Below are 14863 nucleotides of genomic sequence, written 5' to 3'. Positions count from 1 at the left end.
GCACATACATTGACAATCATCGATATAGCTGTTGATATTTCTATATCGAAGTTCATCAATCTAACCGGGAGTGTTGTGGGTAGCGAAGCTGCTGTCATCGGAAGACTGTCCGCCTTGGATCGTCTCCTGCCGGTGTGGATTGTTGCGGCCATGGCGTTGGGCCTGGCCTTGGGAGCGCTGATACCGGGACTGAATGTGGCTTTGGAAGCACTTGAAGTCGGCCAGGTGTCACTTCCCATCGCAGTGGGCCTGCTGGTGATGATGTACCCGGTCCTTGCGAAGGTCCGGTACGACCAAACGCACAAGGTTCTGGCAGACCGCAAGCTGATGGTCGCTTCCTTGGCCATCAATTGGGTTCTTGCACCGGCCTTCATGTTTGCCCTGGCGTGGATATTCCTGCCTGACCTGCCGGAGTACCGCACGGGGCTGATCATTGTCGGCTTGGCACGCTGCATTGCCATGGTCATGATCTGGAACGACCTCGCCTGCGGAGACCGCGAATCGGCAGCTGTCCTGGTGTTCATCAATTCTGTGTTCCAAGTTGTCGCGTTCGGCGCCCTTGGCTGGTTCTATCTCCAGTGGCTCCCTTCACTCCTGGGTTTGCCCACCACCAGTGCCGACTTCTCCTTCTGGGCCATTACCTCTTCAGTGCTTATTTTCCTGGGTATCCCGCTGCTGGCAGGATTCCTGACCCGAACGGTGGGGGAAAAGGCCAAGGGCCGGGAATGGTATGAGTCCCGGTTCCTCCCCAGGATCGGCCCCTGGGCCCTCTACGGTCTGCTGTTTACCATCACTCTGCTCTTCGCTCTTCAGGGTGGGGCCATCACCTCCCGGCCAATGGACGTCGCCCGGATCGCCATCCCTCTGTTGGTCTACTTCCTGGTGGTGTTCAGCGCCGGAATGGTGGCAGGGTTCTGGCTGGATCTTGGCTACGCGAAAACCACCACCTTGGCGTTCACTGCGGCCGGCAACAACTTTGAGTTGGCCATAGCCGTGTCCATTGGCACTTTTGGCGTGATGTCCGGACAGTCACTCGCTGGTGTCGTCGGGCCCTTGATTGAAGTACCCGTCCTTGTTGCACTGGTGTATGTGGCCCTCTGGGCGCGCACGCGCTGTTTCACTCCTGCTCCTGCCCTTATCGCTGCCTGACCCTCAAGGAGAATCCATGACCACCCCCACTGCCAGGAAGCCGTCGGTGCTGTTCGTCTGCGTTCACAACGCAGGGCGCTCGCAGATGGCCGCCGCCTTCCTCACCACCCTTTCCGACGGCGCCATCGAGGTCCGCTCTGCTGGGTCGCAGCCGGCTGACAAGGTCAATCCCGCTGCCGTTGAAGCGATGGCTGAGCTGGGCATCGACATGTCATCAGAGATCCCCAAGGTCCTCACTACCGAGGCCGTCAAGGAATCCGACGTCGTGGTGACCATGGGCTGCGGCGACGAATGTCCATATTTCCCGGGAAAACGATACGAGGACTGGGTTCTCGAGGACCCTGCCGGGCAAGGCGTAGACGCCGTCCGTCCCATCCGCGATGAGATCAAGACCCGCATCGAGAATCTGATCGCATCACTGATCCCCGCAGCCAAGTAAATCCGAGCATCCAGGAGCGATTTCCGTGAGCAACGAACAACTGATCATCATAGGTTCCGGCCCTGCCGGCTACACAGCTGCGATCTACGCGGCCCGCGCGGGGTTGAACCCCTTGGTTCTGGCTGGCTCGGTCACTGCTGGCGGCGCCCTCATGAACACCACGGAAGTGGAGAACTTCCCCGGTTTCCCGGGCGGTATCCAAGGGCCTGAGCTCATGGACGGTCTCCAGGAACAGGCGGAAAAGTTCGGCGCGCGGATAGTGTTCGACGACGTCACGGAGGTTGATCTCAAGGGTCACCTCAAACGCGTAGTCACCGGAGCCGGTGAGACCCACGAGGCACCTGCCGTCATCCTCGCCACAGGTTCTGCCTATAAAGAGTTAGGCCTGCCCGAAGAGAAGAAGCTCAGCGGCCACGGAGTGTCCTGGTGTGCCACATGCGATGGCTTCTTCTTCCGTGAGCAGGACATCATCGTCGTAGGCGGCGGCGACTCCGCCATGGAAGAAGCCACCTTCCTGACGCGCTTCGGGAAGTCCGTCACGGTGGTGGTCCGGAAGGGTGAGCTACGGGCATCCCGCATCATGGCCCAGCGCGCCAAGGACAACCCCAAGATCACCTTCGCGTGGAATTCAGCCATCACTGCCATCCATGGAGACACGAAGGTCACTGGGGTGACGCTTAAGGACACACAGACCGGTGAAACCCGCGAGCAGGCGGCCACAGGAATCTTCGTAGCCATCGGTCACTTGCCGCGGACAGAACTCGTGGAGGGACAAGTGGACCTCGACGCCGAGGGGTACATCAAGGTGGCCTCACCCACCACGATGACCAACCTCTCCGGCGTGTTCGCGTGCGGCGATGCTGTGGATCACCGGTACCGCCAAGCCATCACGGCGGCCGGCACAGGTTGCGCAGCCGCCCTGGATGCCGAGCGCTATCTCGCAGCCCTGGACGACGCCGACAGCATCGCCACGGCACTTGTCGACGAGCCCACCCACTTCTGAGCCTAAGCAATGGAGGTATGAGTTACCCATGATTGAGAACCTTCCTGTCGCCGTCATCGGTGCCGGCCCTGTCGGCTTGGCCGCAGCAGCCCACTTGCTTGAACGCGGTCTGGAGCCGATGATCTTTGAGGCCGGCGGAACCCCTGGTGCTGCCATTGAGCAGTGGCGTCACATCCGGTTGTTCTCACCATGGCGGTTCAATGTCGATGCCGCCGCCGTCCGCTTGCTTCAGCCCACGGGCTGGGAGTCACCACGTCCGACGGCGCTGCCCTACGGTGGGGAACTCATTGACTCATACCTGGTGCCCCTGGCGTCAACTCCGCAGATCGCAGCCACACTTCACACAGAATCACGGGTCCTCGCGGTGACCAGGCAGGGCAAGGACAAAACCCATGGGGGTGACCGGGAGGCTACGCCATTCGTCGTGCGGGTTGATCACCGTGGCGGCGACGTGCGGGACCACATCGTCTCAGCGGTCATCGATGCTTCCGGGACGTGGTCCACCCGCAATCCCTTGGGGACCTCGGGCCTGCCAGCCATCGGAGAAGCTGGTGCGGGCCACCGGATCTCATCGCCTTTGCCCGACGTCATGGGCCGGGACCGGGCAGCTTTCGCTGGACGCCGTGTCCTGGTGGTGGGTGCTGGGCACTCAGCAGCCAACACGCTGATCAATCTTTCGGAATTGGCCAAAGATGAGCCGGACACCCGCATCCTCTGGGCAGTGCGTGGGGCCTCGGCCAGCAAGGTCTACGGCGGCGGTGATGCCGACGGTCTGCCCGCACGCGGGCAGCTCGGAGCCAGGCTTCGTCGCTTGGTGGATGCCGGAAAGATCAAACTGCACACGGGCTTCGGCATCAGTTCCCTGTTCGATGCCGAGCGCGGCCTCACCGTGACCGCCGGTGACGGACGCGCTCTGGTGACGGACGTCGTCGTGCCTTGTACCGGCTTTCGCCCCAATCTTGAGATGCTCCGCGAACTGCGCCTCAGCTTGGACCCTGCAGTTGAAGCGCCGACGGAACTGGGTCCGCTGATTGATCCTGAATTCCACTCCTGCGGCACCGTACCTCCGCATGGAGCCAAGGTCCTCGCCCACCCGGAGAAAGGCTTCTACATCGTGGGCATGAAGTCCTACGGCCGGGCCCCAACGTTCTTGCTGGCTACGGGCTACGAGCAGGTCCGTTCAGTGGCCGCTGCGCTCGCCGGGGATCAGGTTGCGGCGGACACTGTTCACCTTGAGCTACCGGAGACCGGAGTTTGCTCCTCCGATGCCGCGACAAGTTGTGACGTTCCTGCCACTGAGACAAAAGAAGTGGCAGAAGGAGGCTGCTGTTCCGCTCCGGAACCGGTGCTCATCGGTATCCCGACAGGACTGGCTCACGGCCGTTCCGGCGTGTAGGTGCCGCGGCACTCAACGTGGCCTAGACGCTGACGGTGTTCCGCTCGCGGTAACCATCCGCGGCGTAAACGCCCAGGACCCGTACCTCGGTGGTGAAGAACTCAAGTTCCTCCAGCGCCCGGCGGAGACGGGCGTCCTCCGGGTGGCCTTCGACGTCGGAAAGGAACATGGTGGCCGCGAACTCGTCGCCCACCATGTAGCTTTCCAGACGCGTCATGTTCAGGCCGTTGGTCGCAAATCCGCCGAGCGCCTTGTAGAGGGCGGACGGAACGTTGCGGACACGGAAAACAAAACTGGTGATGGCAGGTCCCGGCAGTTCCTCCTTGGTGGGAAGCTCACGTTCCCGGGCAAGGACAACAAAGCGCGTGGTGTTGGTGGGGTCGTCCTCGACGCCGGAAGCCAGCACTTCCAGCCCGTACAGCTGCGCCGCGAGGGGTGGAGCGAGGGACAGCTTGCGGGGATCGTTCCAGTCCCGGACCTCGCGGGCTGAACCGGCAGTGTCACCGGCGATCACAGGCTTGAGTCCGGCTTCCCTGATGAGGCGGCGGCACTGTCCCAGAGCGTGGATGTGGCTGTGAACTTCCGTGGCTCCCTCGATGGTGCTCCCTGGAATCCCCATGAGGTCGAAGCGGATGGGCAGGAAATACTCGCCAACGATCTGCAGCTTGGACTGGGGGAGGAGCACGTGGATGTCCGCCACCCTGCCCGCAATCGAGTTTTCGATCGGGATCATGGCCAGCTCTACTTCGCCGGTGGATACCAGTTCAAACGCGTCCTCAAAGCTGGCACACGGAACGCTTTCGAGTTCGGGGAACATTTCCTTGCATGCGAGATCCGAATTGGCTCCCGGCTCACCTTGGTACGCAATCTTCTGGGACATGGTGCTCATGGTTACACGCGGAACGCCCGGCGGCCCAAACGCGTCCACCCTGTGACTGGACAAGGCGAGGCCGCCCTCTCTAAGTTCGCAGCAAGGATTGGGGGCAGCCGATGACCGCTGCGCAAGAGTTCCAAGGGCAAGAGACAGCAGCCAAAGAGCAGCGGATTGCAACGTTCGCGGGCATAGTCATCGGACTGTGCGCTCTTCTATGGGCCATCCTGTTGTCCAGTGCAACACGCAACGGCGGGCCGGCGACCGAACCGTGGCCTGCTGTCACGCGGGCGTTGCCCTTTCTGTCCGCCCTTGCGGTTTACCTTTACTGTCGACGGCTGGCTCATCGGACCAGCGCCTCCGGGCTGCTCTGCTTCGCTGCCGTAGCTTTCTTCGTCGCAGACACGGCGTTCGGCTTCCACTACAGCCCGTTTTACGGCGTCGCGCTCCTGGCTTGGGGTACCAGCGCCCGGCGACCCTTACTCGCAGGGACGGGAGTCGTGGCTTTGGCGGCGGCGATCCTGATCCGCTGTGATCCTTCATGGGCCGGTGTTGCCGTGGTCGGGTGCGGTGCGGTCATCCTTGCAGTCGCCGTTCTCCCCGCGCCAGTTCGATTCTCCCGGCGCTAGTTTGAGGCCGAAGTGCCTTTTCAGGCTTCTCCCACCGTTCCGAAACCCCGGGCGGGCGCCCGAAAACCCAACTGGGCAGCAGCTAACGCCCTTATGGGAAAGTCCAAAGGGCGTTAGCTGCCACCTGGTTTGGGAAGGAGATGTCAGCCGTTGATGACCTGCGGGACGCCCAGGGCCTTGAGGCCTTCGGCGCCGAACTCCAGGCCGTAGCCGGACTGCTTCGCCCCACCGAACGGGACGCGGGGATCCACGGCGCCGTGCTTGTTGATCCATACTGTTCCGGCCTGGATGCGTGAGGCGACCTCGCGCGCGGCACCCAGGTCGGAGGACCAGACCGAGGCGCCCAGTCCGACGTCGAGCGCGTTCGCCTTGGCGACCGCCTCATCAATGGTGCTGTACTTGATGATCGGCAGGGCGGGTCCGAACTGTTCCTCGGCCACCAGCGGGTTGTCGTTGTCGATGTCCGCCACCAGGGTGGTGGGGTAGAAGTTGCCCGGGGCGTCGGCGTCGGGGTTCCCGCCGATCAATACCCGTGCGCCGGAATCGCGGGCAGCCTCGACCAAGCGGGCGACGATGTCGTATTGGGCGCGGTTCTGCAGCGGCCCGAGGACGTTGTTCTCGTCCAGGCCGTTGCCCATGGGCATCGCCGCAGCAACAGCAGTGAGCTCTGAACATACGGCCTCGTACTGCGACTCGTGGACGTAGAGGCGCTTCAGGGCGGCGCAGGTCTGGCCGGTGTTGATGAAGGCGCCCCAGAACAGCCCCTCAGCAATGGCTTTGGGGTCCGAATCGGGCAGGACGATACCGGCGTCGTTGCCGCCGAGCTCCAGTGTGAGTCGCTTGACGGTATCGGCAGACGAGCGAATGATCGCCTTGCCCGTGGCGGTGGAGCCGGTGAACATGACCTTGCCGATCGCGTCGTGCGAGGCCAGCGCTTCACCGACGTCGCGGCCACCGGAGACCACGGACAGCAGACCCTCGGGCAGCTCCTCGTTGATGATCGAGGCCAGTGCCAGCACGGACAGCGGGGTGTATTCGGACGGCTTGACCACCACGGCGTTGCCCATGCGGAGGGCCGGGGCGATCTGCCAGACGGTGATCATCATGGGCCAGTTCCACGGGCCAATGGCACCGACGACGCCGATGGGCCGGTAATGCAGTTCAGCGTGGGTCTCGCCGTCATCCACCACTGTTTCAGGGTCGAGCGGGGTAGCGGCAGTGGCGCGGAGCCAGGCGGCGCAGGCGCCGACTTCGAAGCGGGCATTCGGACCGTTCAGCGGCTTGCCTTGCTCCCGGGAGAGCAGTTGGGCGAGTTCTTCTGCGGAGCGTTCGACGGCGTCGGCTGCTTTCATGAGCGCAGCGGACCTGGCGTCGTGGCCCAGGGCAGCCCAGGCAGGTTGCGCTGCCGTGGCGGCGGTGATGGCTGCTTCAAGATCCTGGACGGTGTGCACGGGGGCTTCGCCAACGGCTTCACCCGTTGCAGGGTCAAGGATGGTGCGGCTGTTCTGGCCGGTGGCCGGGGTGATCGAGGCCAGCAGGGCGTCGTAAGTCTCCATTGGTACTCCGCTCGGGTAGTAAGTCTTGGCGGCCGGTGAGGCGCGCGCCGATGTTTCCAGTGTGGTCGGCGTCACGCGTTCCCGCCTTGTCGTTGAACGAACAGCCCTTGACGGGAAGCGAACGCTTTCCGTGCGTGCCGCCGTGCCCGATAATCGAGCTTGTGACTCTTGCTTCCCTTGCGGCCTTCGCCGGTCTCTGCCTCGTCTTGTCCGTCACTCCCGGTCCGGACACGTTCCTCGTGCTGCGCATCGCGCTGAACCGGCCCAGCGCGGGAATCGCTGCGGCTGCCGGGTCTTCCGCGGCGGCGATCGTTTGGGCCGGGCTGGTGGGCGTCGGCCTGGCCGCCCTCCTGGAGCAGTCCGCGGAACTGTTTCGGTGGGTCAAGATCGCCGGCGGCTTGTACTTGCTGTACCTCGGAGTTTCGTCGTTCATCAAGTCACGCAAGGCAGCCAAAGCATCTGGGGCAGCCGGAACAGCGGAGGAGAACGCGCCCCTCCCTTACAACCGTCTCTCAGCATTCGCCGCGGGCGCGCTCTCCACGCTCCTCAACCCCAAGGTTGGCTTGTTCTACCTGGCCGTGGTCCCGCAGTTCATCCCGCACGGCGGCGACACCATGGGTACCTCGCTCATTCTGGGCGTCGTCGTTGCAGTGATCGCCTTCGCGTACCTCTCGATGATCGCCGTCGTGGCCTTCAAAGCGATGCGGTGGCTCAAACGACCCAAGGTGAGCACCGTCGTCGAACGTGTCAGCAGCGGCGTGATCGCCGGTCTCGGCGTCGGCGTGGTGGCCTCGGGCGCCACCAGCTAAGCCGCCAGCAGCGCCAGGTAGTTATCCAGCTGTCCGGAAAGATCCTGGGAGAAATGCTCCGCAGGGGAAAGTGCCGCGACGATCTGCGCCCCCAGCATCATGTTCAGCAGGTGATCGGCGACGGCGGCGTCCCCGATGGGGGCTTTGATCTCACCGGCCGCGCGGGCTGCTGCGGTGTGCGCGGTGATGGTGGTGTGCCACTGGCTCATGGACTCGCTGTGGAGCGCAGCCATGTCAGCGTCGTTGAGGGCCTTCTGCCAGAACGGAATCACAATCCGGGCCTCGTTGACGCGTTCCTCGTCCAGCGGAAGAACTTCAGCGCAGAACGCGCGAAGCGCAGCGACGCCTGACAGTCCCTCGGTCATCGTGGCGATGCGCTGGTTGGTGCGGTTGAAGACGTGGCCGAAAGCTGAGGTCAGCAGCAGGTCCTTGGTGGGGAAATAGGGCTTCAAGGCGCCGTTGGCGAAACCTGCTTCCTCGGCGATTTCCCGCATGGTGGCACCTTCCATGCCGAGCCGGGCAATGATCCGCCACGTTGCGTCGACCAGCTCGAGGCGTCGTTGATCGTGGTCCACAATCTTTGGCACTGGGTGGTCTCCCGGAAAAATAATCGGCGGAAAGGTCTTGTGACTCATCTTACGTTTTGGTTATTCTCTACACCTATAGAAAATAAATCCCGACCCATCATAGGTCCCGGACAAGAGGCAGCCATGACGCCCACAGCAACTGAGACAGTAAACCAGTACGGCCTGGCAACGGGCGCCGAAATTTCGCAGGTGCAAGGGATTCTGCAGGCTGCCGGTCTCCTTGGGGGCGGACACCGGATCGCCTACCTTGGGCTGGTGGACCCTTCCCGCGGTGCCACCGGGCAAGACCGCCGATTCCGCGTCTTCATCCACGACATCTCCGGTGGGGCGCCCACAGATGTCCTGGTTTCGGTAACCCGCGGCGAAGTCCTCACCGCCAAGGAGCTGGACACCACGGTCTCCGGTGAACTCCCCGTGCTGGAAGAGGAGTTCGAGGTGGTGGAGACCCTCCTCGCCACCGATGAGCGCTGGCTTGCCGCGCTGGCAGCCCGGGACCTGGACGTTGAAAAGGTCCGCGTCGCTCCGTTGTCCGCGGGCGTTTTTGAGTACGCCGAAGAGAAAGGCCGCCGCATCCTGCGCGGCCTCGCGTTCGTGCAGGACTTCCCCGAGGACAGCGCCTGGGCACACCCCGTGGACGGGCTGGTGGCCTACGTGGATGTGGTCAACAAGGAAGTCACCCAGGTCATCGATCTCGGTGTCATGCCCATCCCCGCGGAGCACGGAAATTACACAGACCCCGAACTGACCGGACCGCTCCGCACCACGCAAAAGCCCATCAGCATCACGCAGCCCGAAGGTCCGAGCTTCACGGTCACCGGCGGCAACCACGTCGAATGGGAAAAGTGGAGCGTGGACGTCGGCTTCGATGTCCGCGAAGGAGTGGTCCTCCACAACCTCGCCTTCCAGGACGGCGACCGGCTCAGGCCCATCATCAACCGCGCCTCCATCGCCGAGATGGTGGTCCCGTATGGCGACCCGTCTCCCATCCGGTCCTGGCAAAACTACTTCGACACCGGCGAATACCTGGTGGGCCAGTACGCCAACTCCCTGGAACTGGGCTGCGACTGCCTGGGCGACATCACCTACCTCAGCCCCGTCATCAGCGACGCCTTCGGCAACCCCCGCGAAATCCGCAACGGCATCTGCATGCACGAGGAAGACTGGGGAATTCTCTCCAAGCACTCCGACCTCTGGACCGGCATCAACTACACCCGCCGCAACCGCCGCCTGGTGATCTCCTTCTTCACCACCATCGGCAACTACGACTACGGCTTCTACTGGTACCTCTATCTGGATGGCACCATCGAGTTCGAAGCCAAGGCCACCGGCGTCGTGTTCACCAGCGCGTTCCCTGAAGGCGGATCGGACAATATTTCCCAGCTGGCCCCGGGGCTGGGTGCGCCCTTCCACCAGCACCTCTTCAGCGCGCGTCTGGACATGGCCATTGACGGTTTCACCAACCGTGTGGAGGAAGAAGACGTGGTCCGCCAACCCATGGGCGAAGGGAACGAGCGCGGCAATGCGTTCTCCCGCAAGCGCACTGTCCTGGCCACAGAGTCCCAGGCCGTCCGGGAAGCCGACGCACGCGCGGGCAGGACCTGGATCATTTCCAACCCGGAATCGAAGAACCGTTTGGGTGAACCGGCCGGCTACAAGCTCCACGCCGAGAACCAGCCCACGCTGTTGGCCGATCCCGGTTCCTCCATCGCCAAGCGGGCAGCCTTCGCCACCAAGGATGTGTGGGTCACCCGCTACGCCGACGAGGAGCGCTATCCCACGGGCGACTTCGTGAACCAGCACTCCGGTGGCGCCGGCCTGCCGGCCTACGTTGCCCAGGACCGCGACATCGACGGCCAGGACATCGTCCTCTGGCACACCTTCGGCCTGACACACTTCCCGCGTGTGGAGGATTGGCCGATCATGCCCGTGGACACGGTCGGGTTCAAGCTGCGCCCGGAAGGCTTCTTCGACCGCAGCCCGGTCCTGGATGTGCCGGCCAACGCCACGGGTTCCAGCTGCCACAGCGTACCCGCAGGCGGGCAGGCCGGCGAACCCGCCGGGCACGGCAAGGAGCACGGCGAAGCCGCCGGGCACTGCCACTAGACGCAGCCCGGGACAGGGACATGACCACCACCGCGGGACGGGTCCGATCAGCCGGCCCCGTCCTGCACCCCCGGATCTGCGCGGCTCTGACCGCCGTTGGGTGCCTGGTGCACCTATGGCTCGCCGCCTCGGGACATCATGACGCTTGGTTGGGCATCCTCATGGTCGGCCTGGCCGCCGTCTGCGTCCCGTGCACAGTTCACATCTGGCGCCACAGCAGGGTAGGCGCACTCCATCAGGTGACCTTCTCCGCCCTTGCCATGGTGGGACTCCATGCCGTCCTGCTGCTGGGAGCGGGCGATGCCGGACACGTCCACGGCGGAAGGCCGGCGTCGAACGCTGTTGATGCTTCCGGCACTGTTGGTTTATCCGGCTCTGCCGGGTTGTTGCTGGTCATCGGACTGGAAATCACGACGGCGTTACTCGCCGCGACGCTGGTGGCGCGGCTCCGGCGTCGGGCGGCTGTGCGGTCCCGACCCTCTTTGCCGGTGTGATCGCTGGAACTCAACCAAGGCAGGTTGCAAACTCTCGAGCCGGAGCCCAAACGAGGTCAGCAAGCCACGCCTGGCCTAGCCGTCCAGTGTGATCCGGGTGAGCTTGTCCGGGTTGGAGAGTTGGCGCAGCGCGCGGATTGTCCCGTCCGGCGCTGCGTCCACTTCAATGACGTCGGAACGGCCGTGATGCCTCAATACCATGGCCGCTCCGCCGTTGACCTCGATGACCCAGGCGCGCACAGGTTGCAGGGGGTCGAAGACCACGGCCTTCCCGAGGATGCCCCCGAAGAAACGCGCGATCCGGGCCGCCCCGAACAGCGGGTTCATGGCGCTCTTGACCTTGCCGCCGCCGTCGGCCCAAAGGACAGCGTCCCGATCCAGCATGGCCACCACGGTGTCGATCTCACCCTGTTCTATGGCTTGCACCAGCTTTTCCAGGACGGAGCGGTCCTTCGGTCGGGGAGCTGGCGCGTCCGGATCAATGTCCAGGCGGCGTTCGGCCCGCGAGATCATCTGGCGTACGGCGGCCGGGGTCTTGTCCAGGATGTCCGCAATTTCCGGCGCGGACATCCCAAAGGCCCGGTGCAGTACCAGGGCGGCCCGGGCTTCGGGTGCCAACTGCTCCGCCAGATGCAGCAACGTCAGGGACAAGAGCTCGCGGTTGGCCACCGTTTCCTCCGGAAGTCGGGAGGTGTCCACGGGCTCCGGAAGCCACGGGCCAGTGTATTCCTCCCGTACGGCCGCGAGCTGGCGGACCCTGTCAATGGAGCGCCGGACGCACACGGTTGTCAGCCACGCAGGCCAGGAGTCCACGCGGTCAGCGCCCGCCTTGCGCTCCCGCTGCACGGCATCGATCGCAACTTCGGAAACAACGTCCTCGGCGTGGCCGAAGTCGCCCACCATTCTGTAGGCGATTCCCAGGAGGCGATTCCGTTCACTCTGCCACGCCGAAGTGGCCGACACCGCAAGACTCATGCCCATCACGCTACCGGTCAGACCAACGGGTTCTTCTCATCCAGGGGCGGCTCCATCTGGGTGCTGATGGCAATCCTGTTCCACACATTGATCGTGGAGATGGCGAGGATCAGGCCACCCATCTGGCTGTCGTCGAAATGCGTGGCTGCAGCGTTCCAAACCTCGTCGGTCACCGTGTCAGGGCCAAGCTGCGTCACGGCGTCCGTCAAAGCGAGCACGGCCTGCTCGCGGGCATCGAAGAAGACTTTGGAATGCTGCCACGCGGCAACGGCATGCAGCTTGCGGGCAGGGATTCCACGCTTGCGGCCGTCGGTAGCGTGCATGTCGACGCAGAATCCGCAGCCGTTGAGGATGGAGGCGCGAAGTTTGATCAGTTCATAGAGATCAGGATCGACGGACTTGCGGGCGTAGCCCTCCAGCCCGATCACGGCAGCGTAGCCGAGTTTGTTGCTGCGTCCGATGTTGATGCGGGTCATGCTGGTTCCTTCCAAAGACGATGCGTTACATCAGTGATGTCGTCGGCGGGCTCCGAAGTGTGACAGGCATTGTTAGAGTCAGTCCGTGCGCGCAGTAGTTTTTGATGAAGTCCGGACCCAGCCCGACGTTCGGGAGGTCGCCAAACCCGTGGCTCCCGTCGGCGGTGTGGTGGTCAAAGTGTTGGCGACAGGTATGTGCCGCAGCGACTGGCACGCGTGGGCCGGCCATGATGACATTGCCATGCCCCACGTTCCCGGCCACGAGCTGGCAGGTGTCATCGAGGCCGTCGGCGAAAACGTCCGGCGGTGGAAAGTCGGCGACCGCGTCACAGTTCCTTTCGTCTGCGGATGCGGTACCTGCCAATGGTGCCTGGCCGGGGAAGCGCAGGTCTGCCCGGATCAGCAGCAACCCGGATTCACCCACTGGGGATCCTTCGCCGAGTATGTGGCGCTGCACGCTGCGGACAGCAACCTGGTCGCCATCCCGGACGGTATTGAATTTACGACGGCGGCGAGCCTCGGGTGCCGCTTCGCCACGGCGTACCGAGCGCTGGCTGCCCGGGCGCAGGTGAAAGCCGGGGAATGGGTGACCGTGGTGGGCGCGGGCGGGGTAGGGCTGAGCGCAGTGATGATCGCAAAGGCCATGGGAGCCCGGGTGATCGCGGTGGACCGGAACCCCGAGGCGCTGGCGGTGGCAACCCGCTTGGGCGCCGAGCACACAGTGTTGGCTGACGGTGCGGACATCCCCGCCGCAATCAACGTCCTCTCCGGCGGAGGCAGCCACGTGGCCGTTGACGCCGTCGGGAGTGAACAGACCTGTGCCGACGCGATCCTCAGCCTTCGCCGCCGCGGCCGGCACGTCCAGATCGGTTTGTTGCCGTCAATCGACGGCAACCCGCAAGTGCCCATGGCACGGGTGATCGGGTGGGAGCTGGACCTGTTGGGCAGCCACGGCATGGCCGCTGTGGACTATCCGGGAATGATGACGCTCATCGAGCAGGGCGCGCTCCAGCCGCAGCTGCTGATCGAACGTACCATCGGGCTGGAAGCTGCAGCGGCACTGTTGCCCGGCTTCGACAAGGCCAACCCGGCCGGCATGACCATGGTGGACCCCGCGCTCTAGCTGGCTGGTTCCTCGGCCGGTCGGTTCCGGTATGCGGCCAGGAAATGATCGATCCGGCGCACGGCTTCCTCGATGTCCTCCACCGCCGGCAGGATCACGAAACGGAAGTGGTCCGGAGTTGGCCAGTTGAAGGCCGTGCCGTGCGAGACCAGGATTTTCTGTTCCTGCAGGAGTTGCAGGACGAATTTCTCGTCCGAGGCGATGGGGTAGATCTCCGGATCAAGCCGGGGGAAGAGGTACATGGCGCCGGCGGCTGGGACGCAACTGACGCCGGGAATGGCGGTCAACAGCTTCCACGCCAAGTCCCGTTGCTCGCGCAGCCGCCCTCCGGGCCGAATCAAGGCATCGATGCTCTGATATCCGCCAAGGCAGGTCTGGATGGCGTGCTGGGCAGGAACGTTGGCGCAAAGACGCAGCGAGGCCAGCAGTTCAAGGGATTCCCGGTAGGCGGCGGTGGCAGTCAGGGGCCCAGTCACCGCGACCCATCCGGCCCGGTATCCGGGCATCCGGTACGCCTTGGACAGTCCGCTGAAGGTGAGCACGCACACGTCCTCGGCCACTGCGGCGGTGTGGATGTGAGGTGCGTCGACGTAGCGGATCTTCTCGTAGATCTCATCCGAAAACAGCACCAGGTCATGCTTCCTGGCCAAGGCGGCAAACTGCTCCAGGATGTGGCGGGGGTAGACGGCGCCGGTGGGGTTGTTCGGGTTGATGATCACAATGCCCTTGGTGCGCGGGGTGATCTTCGCTTCGACGTCGGCCATGTCCGGCCACCAGTTCTCGTCCTCATCGCAGAGGTAGTGCACTGGCTGGCCGCCCGTCAGGGTCACAGCAGCAGTCCAGAGCGGGTAGTCCGGCGCCGGAATCAGGATCTCGTCGCCGTTTTCCATGAAGGCCTGCAGTGTCATGGAGATCAGTTCGCTGACGCCGTTGCCAATGAAGACATCCTCGACGCCGATGGTCATCAGTCCGCGGGTCTGGTAGTACTGCGAGATGGCGGTCCGGGCGGAGAAAATACCTTTGGAATCGCTGTAGCCCTGGGCGCCGCGGAGGTGGTGGATCATGTCCACCACAACGGACTCCGGCGCCTCCAACCCGAACGGCGCCGTGTCCCCGAGGTTCATCTTGAGGATGCGGTGTCCTTCGGCCTCCATGGCTTTGGCGGCTTGGAGGATGGGACCGCGGAGTTCATAGCGGACGTTCTGGAGTTTGCTGGAATGCTGCATCGGACGCATGGTTGATCTTTTCACGCC

At 63.8% G+C, this 14863-nt stretch carries 15 protein-coding genes; 9 read left to right on the top strand and 6 right to left on the bottom strand.

Annotation, left to right across the window (positions count from 1 at the left end; all coding sequences use genetic code 11):
* Positions 1–75 precede the first annotated feature (75 nt).
* The 4 genes from arsB to QF015_RS12475 are packed head-to-tail and all read left to right on the top strand — an operon-like array spanning position 76 to position 3987.
* Positions 76–1149, top strand: a complete 1074-nt coding sequence (arsB, locus tag QF015_RS12490) for an ACR3 family arsenite efflux transporter (protein ID WP_429389371.1) — start codon at positions 76–78, stop codon at positions 1147–1149.
* 16 nt (positions 1150–1165) lie between these two features.
* The gene (locus QF015_RS12485) at positions 1166–1588 is read left to right on the top strand and encodes an arsenate reductase ArsC (protein ID WP_429389369.1); all 423 of its coding nucleotides are present in this window, start codon (positions 1166–1168) and stop codon (positions 1586–1588) included.
* A gap of 25 nt (positions 1589–1613) precedes the next feature.
* Complete coding sequence (gene trxB, locus QF015_RS12480; protein ID WP_310210928.1) at positions 1614–2591, top strand: thioredoxin-disulfide reductase; 978 nt, start codon at positions 1614–1616, stop codon at positions 2589–2591.
* A 28-nt stretch (positions 2592–2619) separates the two neighbouring features.
* The gene (locus QF015_RS12475; RefSeq protein ID WP_429389366.1) at positions 2620–3987 is read left to right on the top strand and encodes an NAD(P)-binding protein; all 1368 of its coding nucleotides are present in this window, start codon (positions 2620–2622) and stop codon (positions 3985–3987) included.
* Positions 3988–4009: 22 nt separating this feature from the next.
* Here QF015_RS12475 and QF015_RS12470 read toward each other — a convergent pair whose 3' ends face one another.
* A complete protein-coding gene (locus QF015_RS12470) occupies positions 4010–4867 on the bottom strand; it encodes a prephenate dehydratase (protein WP_310210922.1) in 858 nt (285 codons plus the stop codon).
* A gap of 110 nt (positions 4868–4977) precedes the next feature.
* Here QF015_RS12470 and QF015_RS12465 point away from each other — a divergent pair, with 110 nt between their 5' ends.
* On the top strand, positions 4978–5487 hold the full coding sequence (locus QF015_RS12465; protein ID WP_429389364.1) for a hypothetical protein: 510 nt from the start codon (positions 4978–4980) through the stop codon (positions 5485–5487).
* A gap of 143 nt (positions 5488–5630) precedes the next feature.
* On the opposite strand, the gene QF015_RS12460 is transcribed toward QF015_RS12465, so the two are convergent.
* Positions 5631–7043, bottom strand: coding sequence for an aldehyde dehydrogenase family protein (locus tag QF015_RS12460; protein ID WP_310210975.1), 1413 nt, complete (start codon positions 7041–7043; stop codon positions 5631–5633).
* A gap of 161 nt (positions 7044–7204) precedes the next feature.
* On the opposite strand from QF015_RS12460, the gene QF015_RS12455 reads away from it, so the two are divergent.
* Positions 7205–7852 (top strand): LysE family translocator, encoded by a 648-nt coding sequence (locus tag QF015_RS12455; protein ID WP_310210915.1) that lies wholly within the window; start codon positions 7205–7207, stop codon positions 7850–7852.
* Here QF015_RS12455 and QF015_RS12450 read toward each other — a convergent pair.
* Entirely contained in the window at positions 7849–8439 is a 591-nt protein-coding gene (locus QF015_RS12450; RefSeq protein ID WP_310210912.1) for a TetR/AcrR family transcriptional regulator, read from the bottom strand. The genes QF015_RS12455 and QF015_RS12450 overlap by 4 nt on opposite strands.
* 123 nt (positions 8440–8562) lie before the next feature.
* On the opposite strand from QF015_RS12450, the gene QF015_RS12445 reads away from it, so the two are divergent.
* Together QF015_RS12445 and QF015_RS12440 are read left to right on the top strand one after the other, a co-directional pair.
* Positions 8563–10542 carry a primary-amine oxidase gene (locus QF015_RS12445; protein ID WP_429389361.1) on the top strand — a complete coding sequence of 660 codons (1980 nt, stop codon included), beginning with the start codon at positions 8563–8565 and terminating at the stop codon, positions 10540–10542.
* A gap of 20 nt (positions 10543–10562) precedes the next feature.
* Entirely contained in the window at positions 10563–11036 is a 474-nt protein-coding gene (locus QF015_RS12440) for a hypothetical protein (protein WP_310210906.1), read from the top strand.
* 75 nt (positions 11037–11111) lie between these two features.
* On the opposite strand, the gene QF015_RS12435 is transcribed toward QF015_RS12440, so the two are convergent.
* Positions 11112–12011 (bottom strand): sigma-70 family RNA polymerase sigma factor, encoded by a 900-nt coding sequence (locus tag QF015_RS12435; protein WP_310210903.1) that lies wholly within the window; start codon positions 12009–12011, stop codon positions 11112–11114.
* Positions 12012–12028: 17 nt separating this feature from the next.
* A complete protein-coding gene (locus tag QF015_RS12430; protein WP_310210900.1) occupies positions 12029–12487 on the bottom strand; it encodes a carboxymuconolactone decarboxylase family protein in 459 nt (152 codons plus the stop codon).
* Between the two features lie 85 nt (positions 12488–12572).
* Here QF015_RS12430 and QF015_RS12425 point away from each other — a divergent pair, with 85 nt between their 5' ends.
* Positions 12573–13610 carry an alcohol dehydrogenase catalytic domain-containing protein gene (locus QF015_RS12425; RefSeq protein ID WP_429389358.1) on the top strand — a complete coding sequence of 346 codons (1038 nt, stop codon included), beginning with the start codon at positions 12573–12575 and terminating at the stop codon, positions 13608–13610.
* Here the strand turns inward: QF015_RS12425 and QF015_RS12420 are convergent.
* Positions 13607–14845, bottom strand: coding sequence for a pyridoxal phosphate-dependent aminotransferase (locus QF015_RS12420; protein ID WP_310210895.1), 1239 nt, complete (start codon positions 14843–14845; stop codon positions 13607–13609). The genes QF015_RS12425 and QF015_RS12420 overlap by 4 nt on opposite strands.
* Positions 14846–14863: the final 18 nt, after the last annotated feature.

This window comes from Paenarthrobacter sp. TE4293, from assembly GCF_050435325.1.
In the GTDB taxonomy this organism is placed as follows: domain Bacteria; phylum Actinomycetota; class Actinomycetes; order Actinomycetales; family Micrococcaceae; genus Arthrobacter; species Arthrobacter nitroguajacolicus_C.
Note: the sequence above shows the minus strand (reverse complement) of the source record. Positions and strands in the feature narration are given on the sequence as shown.

Bases quoted from the DNA above. Each gene is read 5' to 3' on its own strand.
- QF015_RS12485 (WP_429389369.1), top strand. From the start codon at position 1,166: ATGACCACCCCCACTGCCAGGAAGCCGTCGGTGCTGTTCGTCTGCGTT.
- QF015_RS12475 (WP_429389366.1), top strand. From the start codon at position 2,620: ATGATTGAGAACCTTCCTGTCGCCGTCATCGGTGCCGGCCCTGTCGGC.
- QF015_RS12470 (WP_310210922.1), bottom strand. From the start codon at position 4,867: ATGTCCCAGAAGATTGCGTACCAAGGTGAGCCGGGAGCCAATTCGGAT.
- QF015_RS12465 (WP_429389364.1), top strand. From the start codon at position 4,978: ATGACCGCTGCGCAAGAGTTCCAAGGGCAAGAGACAGCAGCCAAAGAG.
- QF015_RS12460 (WP_310210975.1), bottom strand. From the start codon at position 7,043: ATGGAGACTTACGACGCCCTGCTGGCCTCGATCACCCCGGCCACCGGC.
- QF015_RS12445 (WP_429389361.1), top strand. From the start codon at position 8,563: ATGACGCCCACAGCAACTGAGACAGTAAACCAGTACGGCCTGGCAACG.
- QF015_RS12440 (WP_310210906.1), top strand. From the start codon at position 10,563: ATGACCACCACCGCGGGACGGGTCCGATCAGCCGGCCCCGTCCTGCAC.
- QF015_RS12435 (WP_310210903.1), bottom strand. From the start codon at position 12,011: ATGAGTCTTGCGGTGTCGGCCACTTCGGCGTGGCAGAGTGAACGGAAT.
- QF015_RS12430 (WP_310210900.1), bottom strand. From the start codon at position 12,487: ATGACCCGCATCAACATCGGACGCAGCAACAAACTCGGCTACGCTGCC.
- QF015_RS12420 (WP_310210895.1), bottom strand. From the start codon at position 14,845: ATGCGTCCGATGCAGCATTCCAGCAAACTCCAGAACGTCCGCTATGAA.